Annotated in this window: 12 protein-coding genes; 10 read left to right on the top strand and 2 right to left on the bottom strand. The window is 56.8% G+C overall.

Annotated features, from left to right (window positions below):
* Positions 1–169: 169 nt before the first annotated feature.
* Positions 170–2209, bottom strand: coding sequence for a hypothetical protein (locus CBM2586_RS29350; protein ID WP_240074705.1), 2040 nt, complete (start codon positions 2207–2209; stop codon positions 170–172).
* 316 nt (positions 2210–2525) lie between these two features.
* Here CBM2586_RS29350 and CBM2586_RS29345 point away from each other — a divergent pair, with 316 nt between their 5' ends.
* The 10 genes from CBM2586_RS29345 (at position 2526) to CBM2586_RS29300 (ending at position 14377) form a co-directional block, all read left to right on the top strand.
* Positions 2526–2789, top strand: coding sequence for a type II toxin-antitoxin system Phd/YefM family antitoxin (locus tag CBM2586_RS29345; protein ID WP_012354432.1), 264 nt, complete (start codon positions 2526–2528; stop codon positions 2787–2789).
* On the top strand, positions 2786–3055 hold the full coding sequence (locus CBM2586_RS29340) for a Txe/YoeB family addiction module toxin (RefSeq protein WP_012354431.1): 270 nt from the start codon (positions 2786–2788) through the stop codon (positions 3053–3055). The genes CBM2586_RS29345 and CBM2586_RS29340 overlap by 4 nt, the downstream gene beginning before the upstream one ends.
* A 375-nt stretch (positions 3056–3430) precedes the next feature.
* Positions 3431–4000 carry a TetR/AcrR family transcriptional regulator gene (locus tag CBM2586_RS29335; RefSeq protein WP_012354430.1) on the top strand — a complete coding sequence of 190 codons (570 nt, stop codon included), beginning with the start codon at positions 3431–3433 and terminating at the stop codon, positions 3998–4000.
* A 51-nt stretch (positions 4001–4051) separates the two neighbouring features.
* Positions 4052–5059, top strand: coding sequence for an alpha/beta fold hydrolase (locus CBM2586_RS29330; RefSeq protein ID WP_115671161.1), 1008 nt, complete (start codon positions 4052–4054; stop codon positions 5057–5059).
* A gap of 474 nt (positions 5060–5533) precedes the next feature.
* Positions 5534–6334, top strand: coding sequence for a YecA family protein (locus CBM2586_RS29325; protein ID WP_012354428.1), 801 nt, complete (start codon positions 5534–5536; stop codon positions 6332–6334).
* Positions 6335–8751: 2417 nt separating this feature from the next.
* Positions 8752–9444, top strand: coding sequence for a hypothetical protein (locus CBM2586_RS29320; protein ID WP_240988750.1), 693 nt, complete (start codon positions 8752–8754; stop codon positions 9442–9444).
* A 627-nt stretch (positions 9445–10071) separates the two neighbouring features.
* Positions 10072–11037, top strand: a complete 966-nt coding sequence (locus CBM2586_RS29315) for an ABC-three component system protein (protein WP_012354424.1) — start codon at positions 10072–10074, stop codon at positions 11035–11037.
* Positions 11024–11284, top strand: coding sequence for an ABC-three component system middle component 6 (locus CBM2586_RS29310; protein WP_018003931.1), 261 nt, complete (start codon positions 11024–11026; stop codon positions 11282–11284). The genes CBM2586_RS29315 and CBM2586_RS29310 overlap by 14 nt, the downstream gene beginning before the upstream one ends.
* 56 nt (positions 11285–11340) lie before the next feature.
* A complete protein-coding gene (locus tag CBM2586_RS29305) occupies positions 11341–13269 on the top strand; it encodes a hypothetical protein (protein WP_145987453.1) in 1929 nt (642 codons plus the stop codon).
* 535 nt (positions 13270–13804) lie between these two features.
* Positions 13805–14377: a DUF2272 domain-containing protein gene (locus tag CBM2586_RS29300; protein WP_012354420.1), complete on the top strand. Its 573-nt coding sequence runs from the start codon at positions 13805–13807 to the stop codon at positions 14375–14377.
* A 720-nt stretch (positions 14378–15097) separates the two neighbouring features.
* Here the strand turns inward: CBM2586_RS29300 and CBM2586_RS29295 are convergent.
* Complete coding sequence (locus CBM2586_RS29295) at positions 15098–16168, bottom strand: hypothetical protein (RefSeq protein WP_145987452.1); 1071 nt, start codon at positions 16166–16168, stop codon at positions 15098–15100.
* Positions 16169–16912 lie beyond the last annotated feature (744 nt).

Below are 16912 nucleotides of genomic sequence, written 5' to 3'. Positions count from 1 at the left end.
CAGTTGGACTTGGCCCAAATACGATGGGGGACGGAACCTCACCGGGACCCGCTCGGCATCGAGCCACCCGCCAGCACCACGGCCTGCGTCTGCGGCCGGGCCGTCACCCATCTATCTTCGCGTCGCATAGCGCTCGCCCCTGGCATGGCACCACCGACCGGCGCAAACCTCAGGCCGTCATCCCATAGCCCAACGCGCGAATATGTGTCCGGAACTTATCTTCGTCCTCGAGCCGCACTACCACATGCTTATCACCGGCGCGCAGACACAGATGGGCGGTCTCCTTGCGAGTGGCCAGCATGGCTGCCATTTGCGCGTCATTGCAATCAATCAGCAGCGTGGTCCCCGCAACTTTCAGCGCCTTGCCCTGCTTGCCAGCCCGCTTGATGAAGGATTCCACCGTGTCTGGTACCGGCTGGTCGTCCCGGGCCTGCAGGAATTCGCGAAGTTCGGCGATGTCATGCCCCCTCTCGACCGCTACGATGGCCTTCTGAAGGTCGAGCCGCCAGAGTCTGTCCGCCTCTTCGGTTGCCCACATGTCCAGAACCAGAGACTCTTCTGCCGACAGACGGCCCGCGATGACCTTGACCTGCATGCCGGGCATGACGGATAGCCTTACGCTAGACTGGACCGGCGCCGGCGTGTAGTGGCCGCTGGCGCCAAGGCAATAGGCTCCCAACGAGGTCACGCGAAAATAGGCCAGGCCATCGTAGCGACTGAGGAATTGGAGTTCGTCCGTTCCCCACATATCGTGAAAATTAGGCCGAGCCCCCGCCGGTTCGGTGTATGCGATATCAATGATGCCAAGTGGCGCCACATACTCGAACAGGAAGCAGAGCATATACCGCAACTGAAGAATGTCCCAGTCATGGTAGCCGCTGTGCCCCAGGCTGCCGTAATCCGGCTCACAAATGTAAAGACTCCAAGGGTCGCGGGCCACGTCGAAAGTATGCCCAGTTGCCACCATGAAACGGGAAAACGCGTCGATGCTGATCCACTTCCCGGCCGGACAACGCTGCAGCATCTCTGCGATCGCCGCGCGGCGCGGCGCCACTGCAGCCATCGCACCGCCCTTGGCTTTTTGCCCCTTGATGACATCTATTCGGCTAAATTCATCCAGCGACGTCGCTTTCAGCCATTTCCGCCAGATTTTGACAAGCACGTCAGCCGTTGGCGTCGTCAGGGCTGTCAGTCCAGCCTTGCTTAGCACCAGCTTGCTCCCGTTACGCTGCACAAGCCCCGCTGCCTGAAGCAGCATCGGCCAAGAAAATGCCTTGATCGGCCCTATCTCCTGATCGGTGGGTCCCGGCACGGGCTCGGCGTAGTAGTCGCTACCGGACAGTTGCCCGCACAACAATTGCAACGTCGCCGTGCCCGGCAGCGCTGTCTTCTCGCTGACCTTAAGCTTTCCCTGATCCACCAGACGCAGTAGCAGCGGTAGATCCGCCAGGGCATCGCGCTCACACAGCCGCACCGACAATGGGCTTTCACCGTATATGCCGGGAAGCGAATCGACCGTGTCCAGCCGGACAGGCTCTGGCGCCGGCACGAATGCCATGAGCCGCTCGTTCAGATCGGCTGGCACGTAGCGCCATCCATTCTGATAGTACAAAAACAGGCACAACGCCGTGGGCGGCCCATGGTGCTCGTGTCGGCGCCGCTCGTCCCGGACCGAAAAATTCGGCAAACGCCCATACTTGGCTCGAAACCGCGTGGCATTAAAGCAGCCATCCTCCGCATAGGTGGCCTCTGCTACCGCCAGACGTTGAGTCTTGTCCAGCCCCTCCCACAGCGCTTGCAGCCTGTCGCCGGCAAGGTTGCGCAGGATCTCTTCAACCAGCCCACTCTTCTTTCCGATGCGTGAGGCTTCCGGAAGCCAGCGCATCAGCGATTTCAGATTGTCTACCGTGAGATTGTTCAGCGCTTCAGTGAGAGAAATTATGGGCATAGGCAACCTGGGCAATTCTTCAGAACACTTCCGGCCTAGTAGCAGGGGCCAGAAATCAGCAAACGTGATGATAGTCCGTACATTGACATCCTCCCAATCAGCGACGGCAAGTGGGTCACTTTCTACAAGAACGGCGAGGAAGTCTGGGCGTGCAATGCCCTGTATGCCGCTGCGCATTTCGATTTTTCTGCCGTATCCAACGCCTGCACGCCGACCACCGGCTGAGATGCGGGTGCCGCCGGCAGACACCCTGCTCTTCACCTCCAAACATAACGCCCCGGTAATCAGCAAAATTTCGCTCTTCGTGCCTTATGTTTAAAGATTGCACGCAGCAAGCGGTGAAGGCCTGCGCAGACCGTTCCATTCGCAGGACGCGCTTTTGGCGAAATGTGCACCATAATTATCAAAGCTCACCTACCATATTGCACCTTATGTGGCGAGTTCGATGCATTGCGCTCCTTCCGACGCTATGACGTTTCTGGCCAAGTGCCTCTTGCACGCCAGGCGTCAGCCCCTTCAGCACGTAGATTTGCTATACTTGTACAAGTTATAGTACTAGTAATCTAAGGAGGTCGGTATGCGTACCATCCATTTCTCCGACGCCCGCAGCAACCTAAAGGCAGTCATGGACCAGGCCATCGACGACCACGACGCTGTGCTCATCACACGCCGCGACGCGCCGAACGTGGTCATCATGTCGCAAGACCAGTACGACAGTTGGATGGAAACGATGCATTTGCTTAGCTCGCCGGCTAACGCCGCGCGCCTGCTGCGTTCTATTCAGCAGCATCGCGCTGGCATGGCCGAGAAGCACGACCTGATCGACCCGGACGCTGAATGACGCGCCGGTTGACCTTTATGCCAGATGCCTGGGAAGACTATGTCTATTGGCAGGGCCAAGACAGGAAAACGCTCAAGCGCATCAACGCCCTAATCCAGGACGCCCAACGCGAACCGTTCGACGGGCTCGGCAAGCCCGAGCCGCTGAAAGGCAACCTGTCGGGCTACTGGTCGCGGCGAATCGACGACAGCAACCGCTTGGTGTATTTCGCCAACGACGATGAACTGACCATTATCGCTTGTCGGCTTCATTATGGCGACAAGTAAGCCCTAAAATCCGGCTCCTAACACAGCTGTTCGATCACGCTCGGGTACCGTCAGCAAGGACCCGAGCGACAAAGGTGCCCGCGGGCCCCAAACAGTAAGTCCAGCAGTTTTCGGGATATTCGCCTGTATCACCCTTCGGCCCGATAAGCAGTTCGTTATCGGACCTTATTGCCCTGCCGCCGCAACGCCGGCCGAGCCTCCCTCCGCCCGCATCAAGCATGTGACGACGTCAAGTGCAATGGCAGTAGCCGGCCATTAGCTGCCCTTGGCGACTGTCGACTCCCCGGCACTGACCTACAACCCTGTCGGTCGGTCCGTCGGTTGACGAATGTCCTCCGTTCGATAGAATGAGCGTTCACTCACTCATTGCTCTTTATGGCCCGCCCTCTCAGTGCAGACAAGCGCCAAACGATCCTCGAGGCGGCCACTCGGCTGATCGCAGAGGAAGGACTATCCGCCTCCACAGCTCGCATCGCGAGGGCAGCCGGCGTGGCCGAGGGGACCATCTTCATCTACTTTGGGAGCAAGGACGAGCTGGCCAATCAGCTGTATCTGGACCTCAAAAGCCAGCTGCGACTGGCTTATTCGGAACCGCCGGGCTCTAAGGATTTGCGCGAAAGTCTTGGGCAGTTTTGGTCCGCCTACGTGAGCTGGGGGCTGGCGCATCCAGCGCAGCGCCAAGCGATGGCGAAGCTCAAAGTCTCCGACCGAATCACCCCCACAACGCGGGCGTCGGCCGCGGAAAGCTTCCAAGTCGTCAGCGGCCTATTGATAAAGGCCAGGTCGCTGGGGGCGCTGCGCAAGCAGCCCCCGGCATTCGTCGGCGCGCTGATGGTTGCGATGGCCGAGGCCACTATCGATTCGATCGCCGCGGAGCCCAAGCTCGCCAAAACCGCTTGCGCCGACGGCTTCTCAGCATTCTGGCGCGCCATCGCGACGGGCTGATTTCTAACGAGCGCCCCGCCGTTTTTCGACCCAATTGAAGAAGGAACGAAGATGAATGTACCAACCCGACGCGATTTTCTCGCGGTCGCGGCCCTAGGCGTCGCCGGACTCGTCGCGGGCTGCACGTCGCCGGCCCGACGGAATCCACACAACTTGGAAGGAAGCATGATGATGCGTAAAGTGAGTTTCAAGCGAGATGGCTTGACGCTGGCGGGAAACCTGTTCGAGCCCGAGAACTTGAACGAGAGCGGCCGCTACCCGGCGGTCGTCGTGGCGGGCTCTCTAAGTTCGGTTAAAGAGCAGATGGCGGGCGCTTACGGGCGCACGCTCGCGGAGAACGGGTTCGTGGCGCTTGTGATCGACTACAGTCACTATGGCGAAAGCGAAGGGCAGCCTCGGCAATTGGAGTCTCCCGCCGCAAAATTGAGCGATCTGAAAGCCGCCGTCTCGTATCTAACTGCCTTGCCTTATACGAAGGCTATCGGGATGGTCGGAGTGTGCACATCAGGCGGAAACGGCGCTTACCTCGTCGCTGCCGATGAGCGCGTCAAGGCGTTTGCGACGGTCGCTGCATTCCTTCCAGACCCCGAGTTAAACGAACGTCTTGTCGGCGCGGCGGAAATTGCGCGGCGTCGCGCGGCGGGAGCGGAGGCGAAGCTGAGATTCGAGCGGAGCGGCGAGCAGGTGACGGTGCCGACCTACAGCGTGGATGATCCGAGCGCCCTGAATTACAACCCGAAGGGAAATTACGACTACTACTTCAACAAGGCGCGCGGCGGCGTTCCAGAGTGGAAGAACGAGTTCGCCGTGATGTCGCACGGGCCGTGGTTGGATTTCGATCCGGTGAGCAAGGCGTCGGCCATCAAAGTTCCGACGATTATGGTTCACTCCGACGGATGCGCCTTCCCTGAGCAGGCCAAGAAGTTCTACTCGCTCCTGGGGGCAGTGAAGGAATTGGCGTGGGGGGACGGCACCCATTTCGACTATTACGATCAACCGGCGCAGATCGACTATGCGGTAAAGAATGTCGCCGCCTTCCTCCACAAACATCTGTCTTAGGGAATGTTCTATGACACGTGTGAGGCTACCGACGAGATCAAGCCTCCGAGCGACTGATCGCCAGCGTCAAAGTGCGACGGCTGGATGCTAACGCTCAATCAACCAAACGGTCGTCTGCCTATGTGTTCCTCCTGCGGAGCCCCCTTCGGGCGGGTCTGCACGGGTCCGACTGACTGCTTTGAGGCGACGAGTTCAGGATCGCGGATGTCGCTGAAGGGTCGTCCTCTGCCCTACGCGGGCCGGCCCAGGAAGCCGCTCAGTTTTGCTCGGCGTCGGACCGTACCCGGCCAAAAGGAGCCACTCGGGAGCGGCCGCCGCTCCGGCGAACGGTCGCGGGGGTGCACCCGGCTTGGCGCGCGGTACCGAACGTCACGGTCTTGCAAGTTGTACGCCGCACTTCTGCAATGGGGCGGCGCTATACTTCGCAGCGATGCGTCCAGCGCATCCCCGCCCCGCACCGCGAGAACCCACCCTATGACCGAAGCCACCGCCCTGACGCCCGACGAACTCCAGGAGCTTGACGATCTGCTGGACGACCTGCGCCAGCGCGCTGAGGAAATCCCGCAATGGGAGTTCTGCGACGGCTTTCTCACGGCCCTGGTCTGCACGCGCCGCTGCATCCCCGCTTCCGACTACCTGCCCATGCTGCTGGGCGACGGCGCGGCGCTCGACGTGGCCGAGGGCAGCCCGTTGCCGTTGCTACCCGCGTTCCATGATGCGGCCCAGCAGGCCCGCTTCATGGAGCTGTGGCAGCGCCGATGGAACGAGGTGGAGCACCAGCTCGACCAGCCCGTGGAGACGCTGGAGGACGAACGCACCTTCCAGCCCGAGGCCATGGACATGCGCGGCGCCATCTTGAGCCTGCCCCAGGAAGAGCGTGCCGAGATGGACGGGCGGGAAATCCCGTCGTTTGGCCAGGTGTGGGCGCTGGGGTTCATGTTCGTGGTGGAGAACTGGCCCGAGGAATGGGCCACCCCGCGCGACAAGGAGGCTGCTCAGTGGCTGGACGACGCGCTCGACGGCATCGTCGCTCTGACCGAGGACGACACCGGCCAACCCGAGGTCTGCATGTACAGTGAGGATGGCCCGCCCAGCACCAGCCTGGCGCGCGTGGAAACCTTCGGCGAGGCGATCTGGGCTGTCTACGACCTGCGCCAGATCTGGAAGAGCCTGGGCCCGCGCGTGGAGGCCGTGGTGAAGGGCGACCAGCCCGGTCGCAACGACCCGTGCCCTTGCGGCAGCGGCAAGAAGTTCAAGAAGTGCCACGGGAGATAAGGGCAAAGCGCTTTCTCGCAGTTTATAGCTGCATGTACCTTGTCTTTCGAGTGGCGGGCCGCCCGAATTGCTCGGGCGAGTCGGGTGAGGCTGGCTGGTCGTCGCCGCCCAAAGTCGAGCGACCGGTGGCCAGCCGGCGATTTGCTCGCGGGGGCCGTGTCCGTTTAGGCTTGTTCGACGCCTGCCAGCAACGCGCGGTGGCACACTCACATTCCTGCGGATGACGGCAGGCATCGAACAACCCTAAACGGCAAGAGACGATTGATCTGGCGGCCGAGGCGCTGCCCTGCGCTCAGCCCAGAAAACCGAAGCGGCAGAACTACAGAGTCATGGCCTGGCGACGAGCCGTTGGCGAATCTGCCAGGCCAGCACGTCTACCGACCGAGTCGCTGGGGCAAAACGAAAGCGACCTGGTGCGACCCACTCCCCAAGACGCATCCATCCGTCAGGGAATATGCAGACGTGCAGGTCTTGATTATTGACGACCACACCAGCGAGCTCTGGATGGGTAGTGACCCCGCGGCAAGCGATGCCGAGGCGCTCCAGATGACGTCGCACGGCACTTGCTCGCATGGCGGCCTACCCCGGTTATCTGGCCATTTTGGGGTCGACTCTAGGAGCTCGTCAGTTCGCGTGCGCACCGAATGGACGATGTGCCGGGCGCGAGGCGTCATTAGTCCCTATTGGCTCATTATTCTGCAGATGGCCGGTAGCATCAAAAGTCCCCATGGCTTGCGTTTCAAAATACGCCAATCTCTTCGCATCCAATTCAATTGCACCACTCGGTACCCCTTCCCCTCTTTCATAGTTTCACGATCACGAAACTATCCGAGCCCACCAGCGTCCCAGTATTGGAGAGCGTTCGCCAGCTCAGGACTCTCGACAACGAGCACGCGGCCGCGAGTCAGCCTCTACAGCCAAACTGTGCTCATTCTGCAGACGATCGTGCATCGTCTCGCAGCGAATCAACATCATTGTTGCGGGTTCCTCATCCGCATCGGCTACGTCAGCCTCTGCGGCGCTGCGCAGATAGACTTGCCGGGAGACAATGGCGACGATCACAATGATGACACCGACGCAGAAGGCCCGGGCCAAGAATTGAAGATGTCGCGTCATGGAAATTGCCGGATAGCAGGAGTAGTTGGGTGGCGAGACTACACCAGGATGTCGCGGCGTGATGCTACGCCCGTTGCAGGATTGACAAGCGGCCCCATTTCGCCATACGAAGGCGGGACCGCGCCGCCCGTGACACCACATCGGGCCTGCATGCCAAAGACGATCGCGCCCCTACCGCGTGGCAATTACTGGGCCACGCCGCACGCGCCCTTTCCGCTGGACAGTCCGAACGGCCATGCCGAAGTCTTCCCCGGCGCGCATTGCGTCAGCGACGGCAAATGGGTCGTCTTCTATAAGCACGGGGAAGAGGTTTGGGCGTGCAATGCCATGTATGCCGCGGCCATTTCGACTTGGCGCCTGCCTCCAGGGACAGAGCGCCGACGGCGGACTGAGCGACTGGCTGCGACCGCAGCCGGCTGGCCTCTCAACCAAACATAACACTCCAGCCCACAGCAAAAAAACGCCGATCTGGCGTTATGTCAAATTGGCTCTGCTTGTGAAGCAAGCGGAACCGCCAGCGTCGGTTTGCAGAATATTGTTCCCGGATTTTGCAGAATTTTGTGCCTGGCCCCATGGGCCCGGCTAATGGGCGCGACTGCGAGGCGGCCAGAGCATGGCGGTAGCCCCTCCCACCCCGTCCGCGTGGCCCCGACTTGGCACCGTGATCGCGCGGCACCCCCTGACGGCAACCGTTCCCGGCTCCGCAAGCCGTAGTGCGCCGCCAGCAACGGATCGAGCCGTTGGCAAAGGAACAAAATTACTCAAAACGTCGGCCGGAGGAACAATCTTCAGCAAAATTCCTTGGCATAAAATTGTTCCCGGCGCCTCGGAAACGGCCACCTGGCGGGCGACCAGCAGGAACAATATTGTGCAAACCGACGCCGGTCGGATCCAGGCCATCCCGAGCCCTGCGCCCCAACTGGGATCACCCGATGTCGCTGTATAGGGGATAAGCCAAAACGACTTGGCGACATGAGGAAGCGTCTTGTTCAGCATGACACGTGACATAGGTTTCGCGAGACGCCGGACATCCAAGGTTTTTCCGCCATTCCATCTGGCAGCCGCGTTTTTATGATGGCGCTACACCGGTTTATTCAGTTTCCCTGCAGTCTGCCGTTAGTTTGTCTGTGAATAACTTCCCAATGCATTACCGTGAAACACAATCCTGCTAATAGGAAGCCCCAAGTACTTCGTGGGCGAAGCAACCGAGGCCGACCGGTGCGTCCCCGACGACCGCGTCGAAAACCGCTATTTGGCGTACCCCCGCTGGGCTGTCCATCCTTATCTTGATTCTGTCTACCGTGACGTATTACATCGGGGTCGTGTATCACGATACTCGGTTGGGCGTATACGGAATCGACTGGAAGATGTTTCGCGTTGATAGACTCGACTACATCTATTTCGGCATTGCCGCTACGCTTAGTGTGCTAACCAACGGTCTGGTAGCCTTCGGCAAGGAATGGACGTACATGGTTATCCTAATGTCATTTGGGACTGGCATAGCGCTGCTTGTTCTCGCACTTGACTATTTGAGCAGCAAGAGCAAAGCGCTTCGGAATGGCGCAACCCGGGTATTTGGGAGAAACGCCAAGATTATTGCTTTCATCGTGGTCTGTGCCACGATGTTCCCAATGCTGATGTTTGGCCCCATCTTTCTGTTGGCATTAGGACTGGTTGTTCCAGCCGCCCTTGGAGATTTCGCTGCCATGCGTCAAGTCGCCGAAGAGCGGGCCGCGATGGCTGAAGGATGTCCCGTACAGAGTGGCCGTGTGCGATGCATTGAACTGGTAGCAGATGGAAAAACGCTAACAACGGGATTTGCTCTAGAGGTTAGCAAGGAGAGGGTCGCTATACATGACGGGTTGGCGACGTCTATATGGAGCATGAATGGACGGGAATTAATTGGAGCGAGTCCTCGGGCAATCGAGGCAATGAAGGTGAAAATTGCTGGGCAGAGGGAAGAGTCGTGCCTCTCAAAGCCGGAACGAGACTGAAAGATACATACCCGCTCATTTAGCGAGCGGAGCGCAGCGCCTCGCGTGATGCCGTGATTTAATTCGCGATAGTTGGAGAGATCCAATTTCAAGCAAAAAATGACGGCAATCACCCGGAGAGACAAAGGGCGAACTCATTCCAATGGCCGGCAGAGCCCCCGATTTTCAGCTCCGCGCGACCCTTGGCCAGGACTTGAACGACCTGCCCCTCCATGTGCACTAGGCGCTGCTAGCGGACTTGGCGGCGGGCTTGCCTCGCGCGTTATACGAGCGCGCCGGCGTGACGGTCGGGCCGCCTGGCCGGTACAGGCGCTATAGCTGGATAGGATAGTGGCCAGTGTGCGGGTAGCCTCGAGCCCTCGATAGCGAAAGCTCCATCAAGCTCCGCTGCTGTATATTTATACAGGTATCATATCCGCAGCCCGCGGCGACGAAGAAAGGCAAAGCAAGTGGCGGAAACCGGCTTAAGTGACTCGTGTACCACGTTTAGCTCACGACTTTGAGCGCTCTCGGGCTTGACTGCTTAGCGTCGCCTCGGCCGCCAGGTTGGCGGCCGAGGCGACTGAAGATGTTCGAGCCTGCGATGTTAGAATTCTCCAAACAACAAGGAATTCAAGACGGACGTTGATGATGACAAACGAGCGTAAGCATCTCGCCCGCACGCTTTTCCAGCTCCAAGTGCACCGATCTGATGGCTTCGCATTCGAACATTTGTTCGGACGGGTCATGGAGTATTCGCGACCTGGATTTTTGAAAATCAAGCCGTACGGCAACCAGCGAGACCGCGGAAACGACGGCTACGAAAAGGCTGTTGGCAGGTACTTTCAAGTCTTCGCGCCCGAAAACCCTACCGCCAGCAAGAGCGCTGCGATCGCGAAGGCAGCGGAAGACTTCAAAGACAAGCTGCTGCCGTACTGGGGCACATTCTGCGTCCCACGCGAGTACGTATTTGTGTTCAACGATAAATATCGCGGCACCGTCTTCGACATCGAGAAAACTCTGGCCACGATCAAAACGGACCATAGCCTTAACGCCTGCGAAGCCTTTCTCAGCAAGCATTTGGAGCAAGAGTTTATTTGCTTGCCTGAAGATCAAATCTGCATGATTGTAGGCGGTTTACCGACGTGGGATTCGTTGGAGGGCCTTGACTACACCGTCCTGGGAGAAGTCATCCAGCATATTCAAAACTCTCCGCCCCAGAGCGCTCCGACAGGCAAAAAAATTGCACCGGATTTCGAAGAAAAAATCGAATTCAACGGACTCGCCGAGAACGGCGATTGGCTGCGAGCAAAGCAACGCGAGACATGGCAGATCGATGACTATTTGAGTCGAAACAGCGATTTCACCAAGCAAGCACTGCGTGACTTTCTGGCTGGGTTCTATGCGGAGAGCATTGTTGCAGTCAAGGATGACCAAGGTGAATCAGGCGTTACGCTCGGTGACCTGCGATTCGCGTTTATCTTGAATCGAGTTGCGCCTCAAACCAACAATCCCGCTGCAGATCGACTGCGGCGCGACGCTGCTTTGGTTCTCATGGCGAAGTACTTTGAAGCCTGTGACATTTTCGAGGAACCGAACAATGTTGCTTCCTGACAAGCACATTTCTTTTGCGGAGTCCCTGCTCGGTCTCGGGGCTTTCGTCATGGAAAACGTCTCTCAACCGATCACAGTCGACAATCTGTGGCGCGCTTTTCAGCGACAAGCCTCATGCTATCCAGCCTTCCAGACGTTCGACAACATGGTGCTGGCTCTCGATGCTTTGTTTGCGCTCGGACTTATTCAGATGAATGACGCTGGTGAACTGCATCGCCACCGCCCGGAAGCGGCCTTATGCGCCTAATCGAGCTTACATCGAATAGAACCACCTTTAAGACCGTCAAGTTCAATCGGACGGGCGTGTCGCTCGTCATTGGCTCGCGGAAAGATCAATTGCATGGCGAGGACGACAGTCGATCCTATAACGGCGTTGGAAAGTCCCTACTGATCGAAATCATTCATTTTTGTTTGGGCTCCAGTACAAATACGAGCTTTCGCCAACATCTTCCCAGTTGGGAATTTACGCTGCGCTTTGAGATTGGACAAACCGCTTATTCTTCATCGCGTAGCACCGACAAGCAAGGCACCATTTCCCTGAACGGGCAAATATTGAAAGTCAAGGCCTTCAACGAACTACTAGGGAAGCTTTGCTTTCATTTTCCTGATTGGGGTGGGTCGCAACTTAGTTTCCGTTCACTACTGCCGCGCTTCATTCGGCGATCCAAAGCTGACTATAACGATCCAAAAATTACCTCATCAGATCGAGAGCCATATACGGTCTTGCTACGGAATTTGTTCCTGCTTGGGATAGATATCTCTTTGGTTGAAAACAAGTACTCACTTCGCACTCGACAGTCTGAGCTGGAACTTTTTGAGAGAAACTTCAAGAACGATCCTTTCATTCGAGAATACTACACCGGTAGCAAGGATGCGTCGCTGCAAGCAAAACATCTTGAAGAGCAAATTGCAAGGTTTGAGAGCGATCTAGCGCAGTTCGCCGTCGCGGAGGATTACTATCAAATCGAGAAAGAAGCAAACGATTTGACGGGCCGTCTCCGTGCGCTAAAAAACAAGAGAGCTGTCGTGGAAAACGCTCTTTCTAACGTTCAGAAGAGCCTCGAAGCACGCGCAGATATTCCGCGCGAGAAGGTGCTCGCTATGTATGGCGAACTCCAAAGAGCATTTCGCGACGAAACTTTGAAGCATCTGCAGGAAGTGGAAGCGTTTCACTCGCAATTGCTGACAAATCGCATAGCCCGACTCGGCCAGGAACGAATGAGGTTGGAGACGGAGAAAAGGAATCTTGAGTTGGAGATTCACCAACTTAACCAGTCGGTGGACGCCAAACTTAGGTATCTATCGGATAAAAGGGCGTTGGATCAATACGCTGCAGTAAGCGCGCAGCTGTCTGACTTGCGAGCTAAGTTTCATAAGCTACAAGATTACCAGCACTTACTACATAAGAGTCGGGAAGACGCCGCGTCCATTCGAATAAAATTGGCCGAAGAAAATATCAAGACCAATGCGTATCTGGATGAGACATTTTATGAAACGGAGTCACGGCTCAATGTTTTCTCGTCTCTTGCGAAGCGCTTCTATCCTGACGCGCCGGCGGGTATAACACTTCAAAACAATATAGGCGACAATAAAACTCGCTATGATTTTGATGTCCGGATAGGAGGTCTGCTAGACAAGCCCCTATCCCGGTCTAACGCAAACGGCCGACCTTCTGCACGATATTTCGTTCTTCACGACACAAGCGACAACGTCTGTGCAAACATCAAACGTCTAGCGAGCGCTGATTTGCCGACGGCGCCATGGAATCGTGTAGAACGCTGGAAAGATTACAAACAAGCGCACATGTTCATCACGCGGGACGGAAAGACGGTGCGCCCCCAAGAACGAGATTTCTCGGTTCCTTGGCGTGCGACGAGACTTGAGAACAAGGTTGTGGGCGAAAGATCTAAGGGGATTTTTCTGCACGTTGAGAGTGTTCAGGTCCGTTCGGTAGAGTTAAAGCCAGGTCAATCACCTCTAAATGACAAAGGGAAATGTATAAACGACAGAATTTCCCAATCTCCCGGGTTTACCGACGCACAGTATGACCGATTGGCACTTGCTTATATCAATGCCAGCGTCCGCGCAGGGGAGTGGTTAGTGCCCGCGTTTCACGTCGCAATAGATCGTAACATTGGCGGCGGACACGACGACCCTCGCAATTTCGATCTTTCCCGTTGGGGAACCTTCATCTGCCACCGATTAGTGGCAATAGGCGACAGTTGCTCGTAAGCGCTCATGACGTCAACCCAAAATATGTCTCCGTTTAATCTTCGAAGCTGATCGGAGCTACGTGCAAGCGCATTCATCGACGCTGTTTGGATTGCACGTCCGCCGCCGACGTATCGATTTTCCGCCGATCGCGCGTTGCGTTCGTGCCCGGCATGCGCATAAAACTTGGCTATACCGACGATAAAAAGAGCTTCCTTAGCTTTAAACCGAGCAAGTCAGTGTGTCAGGTTGGTTGGAGGTTGCTGTATGCGGTTCATCGAACCACCCCCATCGGCCGCGCTGGGAACCCGGCAATCCGGGGTTGCCTCCAAGGCGACTGGGCTCGCGAGCCGGCGTCGCAAATAGCACCAACGCATCCTGACTGGCGATGACGAGGTCATTTGTTGAGGCGCGGAACGGTCATGAAGCGGTTTGCCGGCTTTTAGCGCGCGTCTCTGGTTCACGCCCTGTTTTCCCCGTTTTTTTCACCAATGAGGTTGCCCTCCGCGATTAAAATCGTCTATACCAAATACTACCTTTCCGTGCAGGAGCCTTCATGCCGACCCTCTTTCAAGAATGCCTCATTGCGATAGCGAAGGGACAACACCAGAAGTATCACGAGATGAACGAGGATAATCCAATCCTTGCCGAGCAAATCCGTCAGTACTGGGAGGATCTCGGCAAAACGTTTCTAGGAACGGATGTGTATTGGTCGGCGGTATTCGTGAGTTGGTGCGTAAAGCGAGCCTCGGAGGACGCGGCGGTGGCACCCGTGGGGTTTGTGTTCGCGCGTCGACATTCTCAGTTTTGTTTCCGGGCAATCAAGAATGCCCAGGATGGGACGGGATTTTTTTGGGGGCGAAGAATTGAACAGTACGCTCCGAAAGTTGGCGACATTATCCAAAATAATCAACCTGGCGAGCACTTCGACTTCGATTACGCCGCCGCACACGAAAAGTATGCTTCGCACTCGGCCATCGTCGTAGAAGCTTCGGATAGCGAAATAGCAACGATTGGGGGTAATGAACACAACTCAATTGGAAAGGTCACAATTCAATTGGATTCGCATGGACGCATCAAACAAAGGAATAGCCAGTCCTTCATCTCCATTGTGGAATGTGCCTTATGATGTGGCCGCCCATTCTTCCTCGGGCCAACCCCTCCGATACAAGCATCAATGCCCAATCGGAGCGAAGAAAGAAAGCGCTGCGCCCAGAAACTAGCTGCGCACTGCGTGCCGCCAGGCAGAGAGGTAGTTGACGGCAAGCGAGATAAGAAGGGCCCAACAAAAATGTGCTAATGAAAGCCATTCGATGTTTAATAGGACTGGTTTCAGACTGCGTCCGATATGTTTATCCGACTAGTAATGCTCACTGCTGGTCGGAGACTGCGGTACAGAGCCAGAAGCCGGCAACCCAGAGCACGAGCACAAGCACCAAAGTGTCCACGGGCGAGGCGGTTGTAGGCAGCGCCAGTTGCATCCAAGCTCAGCGGGGAATGGCGCAGGGCTGCCAGGCGAATCACGAGCCAGTGGCGACTTGAGTTTAGGCTGCACAACAACGGCGAACGTGGTCAAACCGTTGGGAGCCAGACAGTGTGATCACCACTGGAGATTGCAACAGCGGTGTCTTGTCCGTTGAAGGCGGACGGCTTGGCATAATAGTGGCAGGGGTTGGAAAAATCCTCCCGCGGATGTCAATTACGTACGACTGAACGCAGATATAAGTGTCTGGGTGTCAGCCCCCATCGCTGGAACAACGGGGGTTCGCTCTGGTATTCGACAGCTCATTGACGCCCAATATCTCAGACGTTATGGTCGAAATCAAATGCGCCACGCGAAACATGGTGGTTATTTTTGCCGTGTCTGCTCAGCTAACTGATGATTAGCATAAAATCTGTAGACTACGACCGCGCGCATCATATACGGCCAACGTCGCTTGTGATCCGGCTTCCCATGACAGTCCTTCGATGCATACGCATTTAGTTGGGCTGAGATGGCATCGCCGCTACTCCTTGCCTTTCCCAGCGTGCAGTTTGCCGTGACAGGAGATGAGTTGCGAATCCGTGAATTGATAATAACGTCCTCGATTTTTCCATTAGGTTGCCCGGCGACCTTCCGGTAAGAGGGCCACCAATATTCCTTCAACCATGCATTGATGAGATAAGCCTGCCCCTCCCTGGTTCTAAGGACGAGGCGCATATTGTGCCGAAAAATTCTCCAGTCTTCTTCGTTGGTTTTGTACTTTCTGTATATTCCACAATAGCGATCCCCAGCATATCCATGCTCGACGTATCCAAATGGCTTTCCGTTCAGATCAATAACAATTACGGTCGAAGGCCTGTTGCAATGGCCGCCGTCCGCGTAAAGCCGGTCGAAATTGATGCCTTGAAGCTGATAGAACCGCGTCGCCTGTGGCAGGGAATCTCCTCTATCTTTCTTGATGAAGGAGAAGAAATCAGCGAGAGAATCGCTGTCAGCATGGGAAACACCAATCGCGCCCTTCGAATAGCTCATTAAACGTTTTCCGTCTGCGCCAATGACGCCCCCCCAGTTCTTTCCGGCAGGGTCGTCCGGTAGTCCATCAGCAGGCTCTACTCCCCATTCCGCCACCGCCAGCGCCAGACCGACTAACCCCAAGTCATTGATCGCTTTAGGATCGGATGGCTTCGCCACGTATGCGTCAACAATGCCCTTAATGTAACTTGCCTCAAGTTGCCTGGCACTAGGATCATCATCCGCAGTTTGGCTCCACCCACCTTGACGCAAAAACCCATCCAAGAGGTCGTCATTGATGGGCTGACCGGGCGGCTCGACCATCGGCATTCGAGCATAAGCGACATTGGCAGATGAGAGGATTGCGATGCAAACAATTAAGCGGAGCGGCCGTGCGAAGCCCCAGCTGCCTGAACCTTCATGCATAGGTTCCTCCTCCGTCGCTGTCCTTTGGTTCATGGCCACTGGCGTAGCGCCCTACGTAAGCGTGGGTGTGGGTGTCGATAGTAGTAGTCCATCGCTGGCGCATTTTCAACCTCGCGGTCTTTCGCCACCCTGGCAATCCAAGCCTGAAACGGCGGATTCTGAGTTGGCGATGTTCGTTCGTGTCGATTTGCCGGTGGCGCACGTGCGTAACGGCATCAACGATGGAATATCTCTTGGAAAGAGCTTGCTCGGCCTGTTCTCTACGCTTAACCAAAGTCGTAAGCGTTGCACCAGCACCGTATGTTCATGAGAGTCCGAAGACGCGGTCTAATTCCCATCAGAATCTGGTAGGACAAGATGAAATAGAAATCAAGGCGCGGGGTCGCCGGTATGGCTCCACGAACTGCACAAAAGAGTTCCACACGCAGGTCGTGGCAGAAGCACGAGACCCGACACGCTCGCTGTCAGAAGTTGCCCGCGCGCATGGCCTGAACGCAAATCTCGTGTCGAAGTTGTGGCGGGATCAGGAGCCAGCCGCGACATCCGCGTTGGCTCCGGCCGATTTAATCCTGCCCGTGCACATGACGTCGCCGCCGGCGGCGGAGCCGATCGACCGGGCTTGTCATCGCATGTCGTGGCGCGCGCGTGTGTTTCGATGGCAAGCCTGAGTGTGTTGTTCTACGGCTTCTGCTAGCGAGCTTGGTGGGAGGGGATCTGTGATGCTGGGCCTTCCCGCCGGGACGC

The organism is Cupriavidus taiwanensis, from assembly GCF_900250115.1.
In the GTDB taxonomy this organism is placed as follows: domain Bacteria; phylum Pseudomonadota; class Gammaproteobacteria; order Burkholderiales; family Burkholderiaceae; genus Cupriavidus; species Cupriavidus taiwanensis_B.
The sequence above is the reverse complement of the archived record's forward strand: the minus strand, read 5'-3'. Positions and strand labels throughout refer to the sequence as shown.

What these genes read in the sequence shown, in the direction of transcription:
- CBM2586_RS29345 (WP_012354432.1), top strand. Translation starts at nt 2,526, where the DNA reads ATGCGTACCATCCATTTCTCCGACGCCCGCAGCAACCTAAAGGCAGTC.
- CBM2586_RS29330 (WP_115671161.1), top strand. Translation starts at nt 4,052, where the DNA reads ATGAATGTACCAACCCGACGCGATTTTCTCGCGGTCGCGGCCCTAGGC.
- CBM2586_RS29310 (WP_018003931.1), top strand. Translation starts at nt 11,024, where the DNA reads ATGTTGCTTCCTGACAAGCACATTTCTTTTGCGGAGTCCCTGCTCGGT.
- CBM2586_RS29300 (WP_012354420.1), top strand. Translation starts at nt 13,805, where the DNA reads ATGCCGACCCTCTTTCAAGAATGCCTCATTGCGATAGCGAAGGGACAA.
- CBM2586_RS29295 (WP_145987452.1), bottom strand. Translation starts at nt 16,168, where the DNA reads ATGCATGAAGGTTCAGGCAGCTGGGGCTTCGCACGGCCGCTCCGCTTA.
- CBM2586_RS29335 (WP_012354430.1), top strand. Translation starts at nt 3,431, where the DNA reads ATGGCCCGCCCTCTCAGTGCAGACAAGCGCCAAACGATCCTCGAGGCG.
- CBM2586_RS29325 (WP_012354428.1), top strand. Translation starts at nt 5,534, where the DNA reads ATGACCGAAGCCACCGCCCTGACGCCCGACGAACTCCAGGAGCTTGAC.
- CBM2586_RS29340 (WP_012354431.1), top strand. Translation starts at nt 2,786, where the DNA reads ATGACGCGCCGGTTGACCTTTATGCCAGATGCCTGGGAAGACTATGTC.
- CBM2586_RS29315 (WP_012354424.1), top strand. Translation starts at nt 10,072, where the DNA reads ATGATGACAAACGAGCGTAAGCATCTCGCCCGCACGCTTTTCCAGCTC.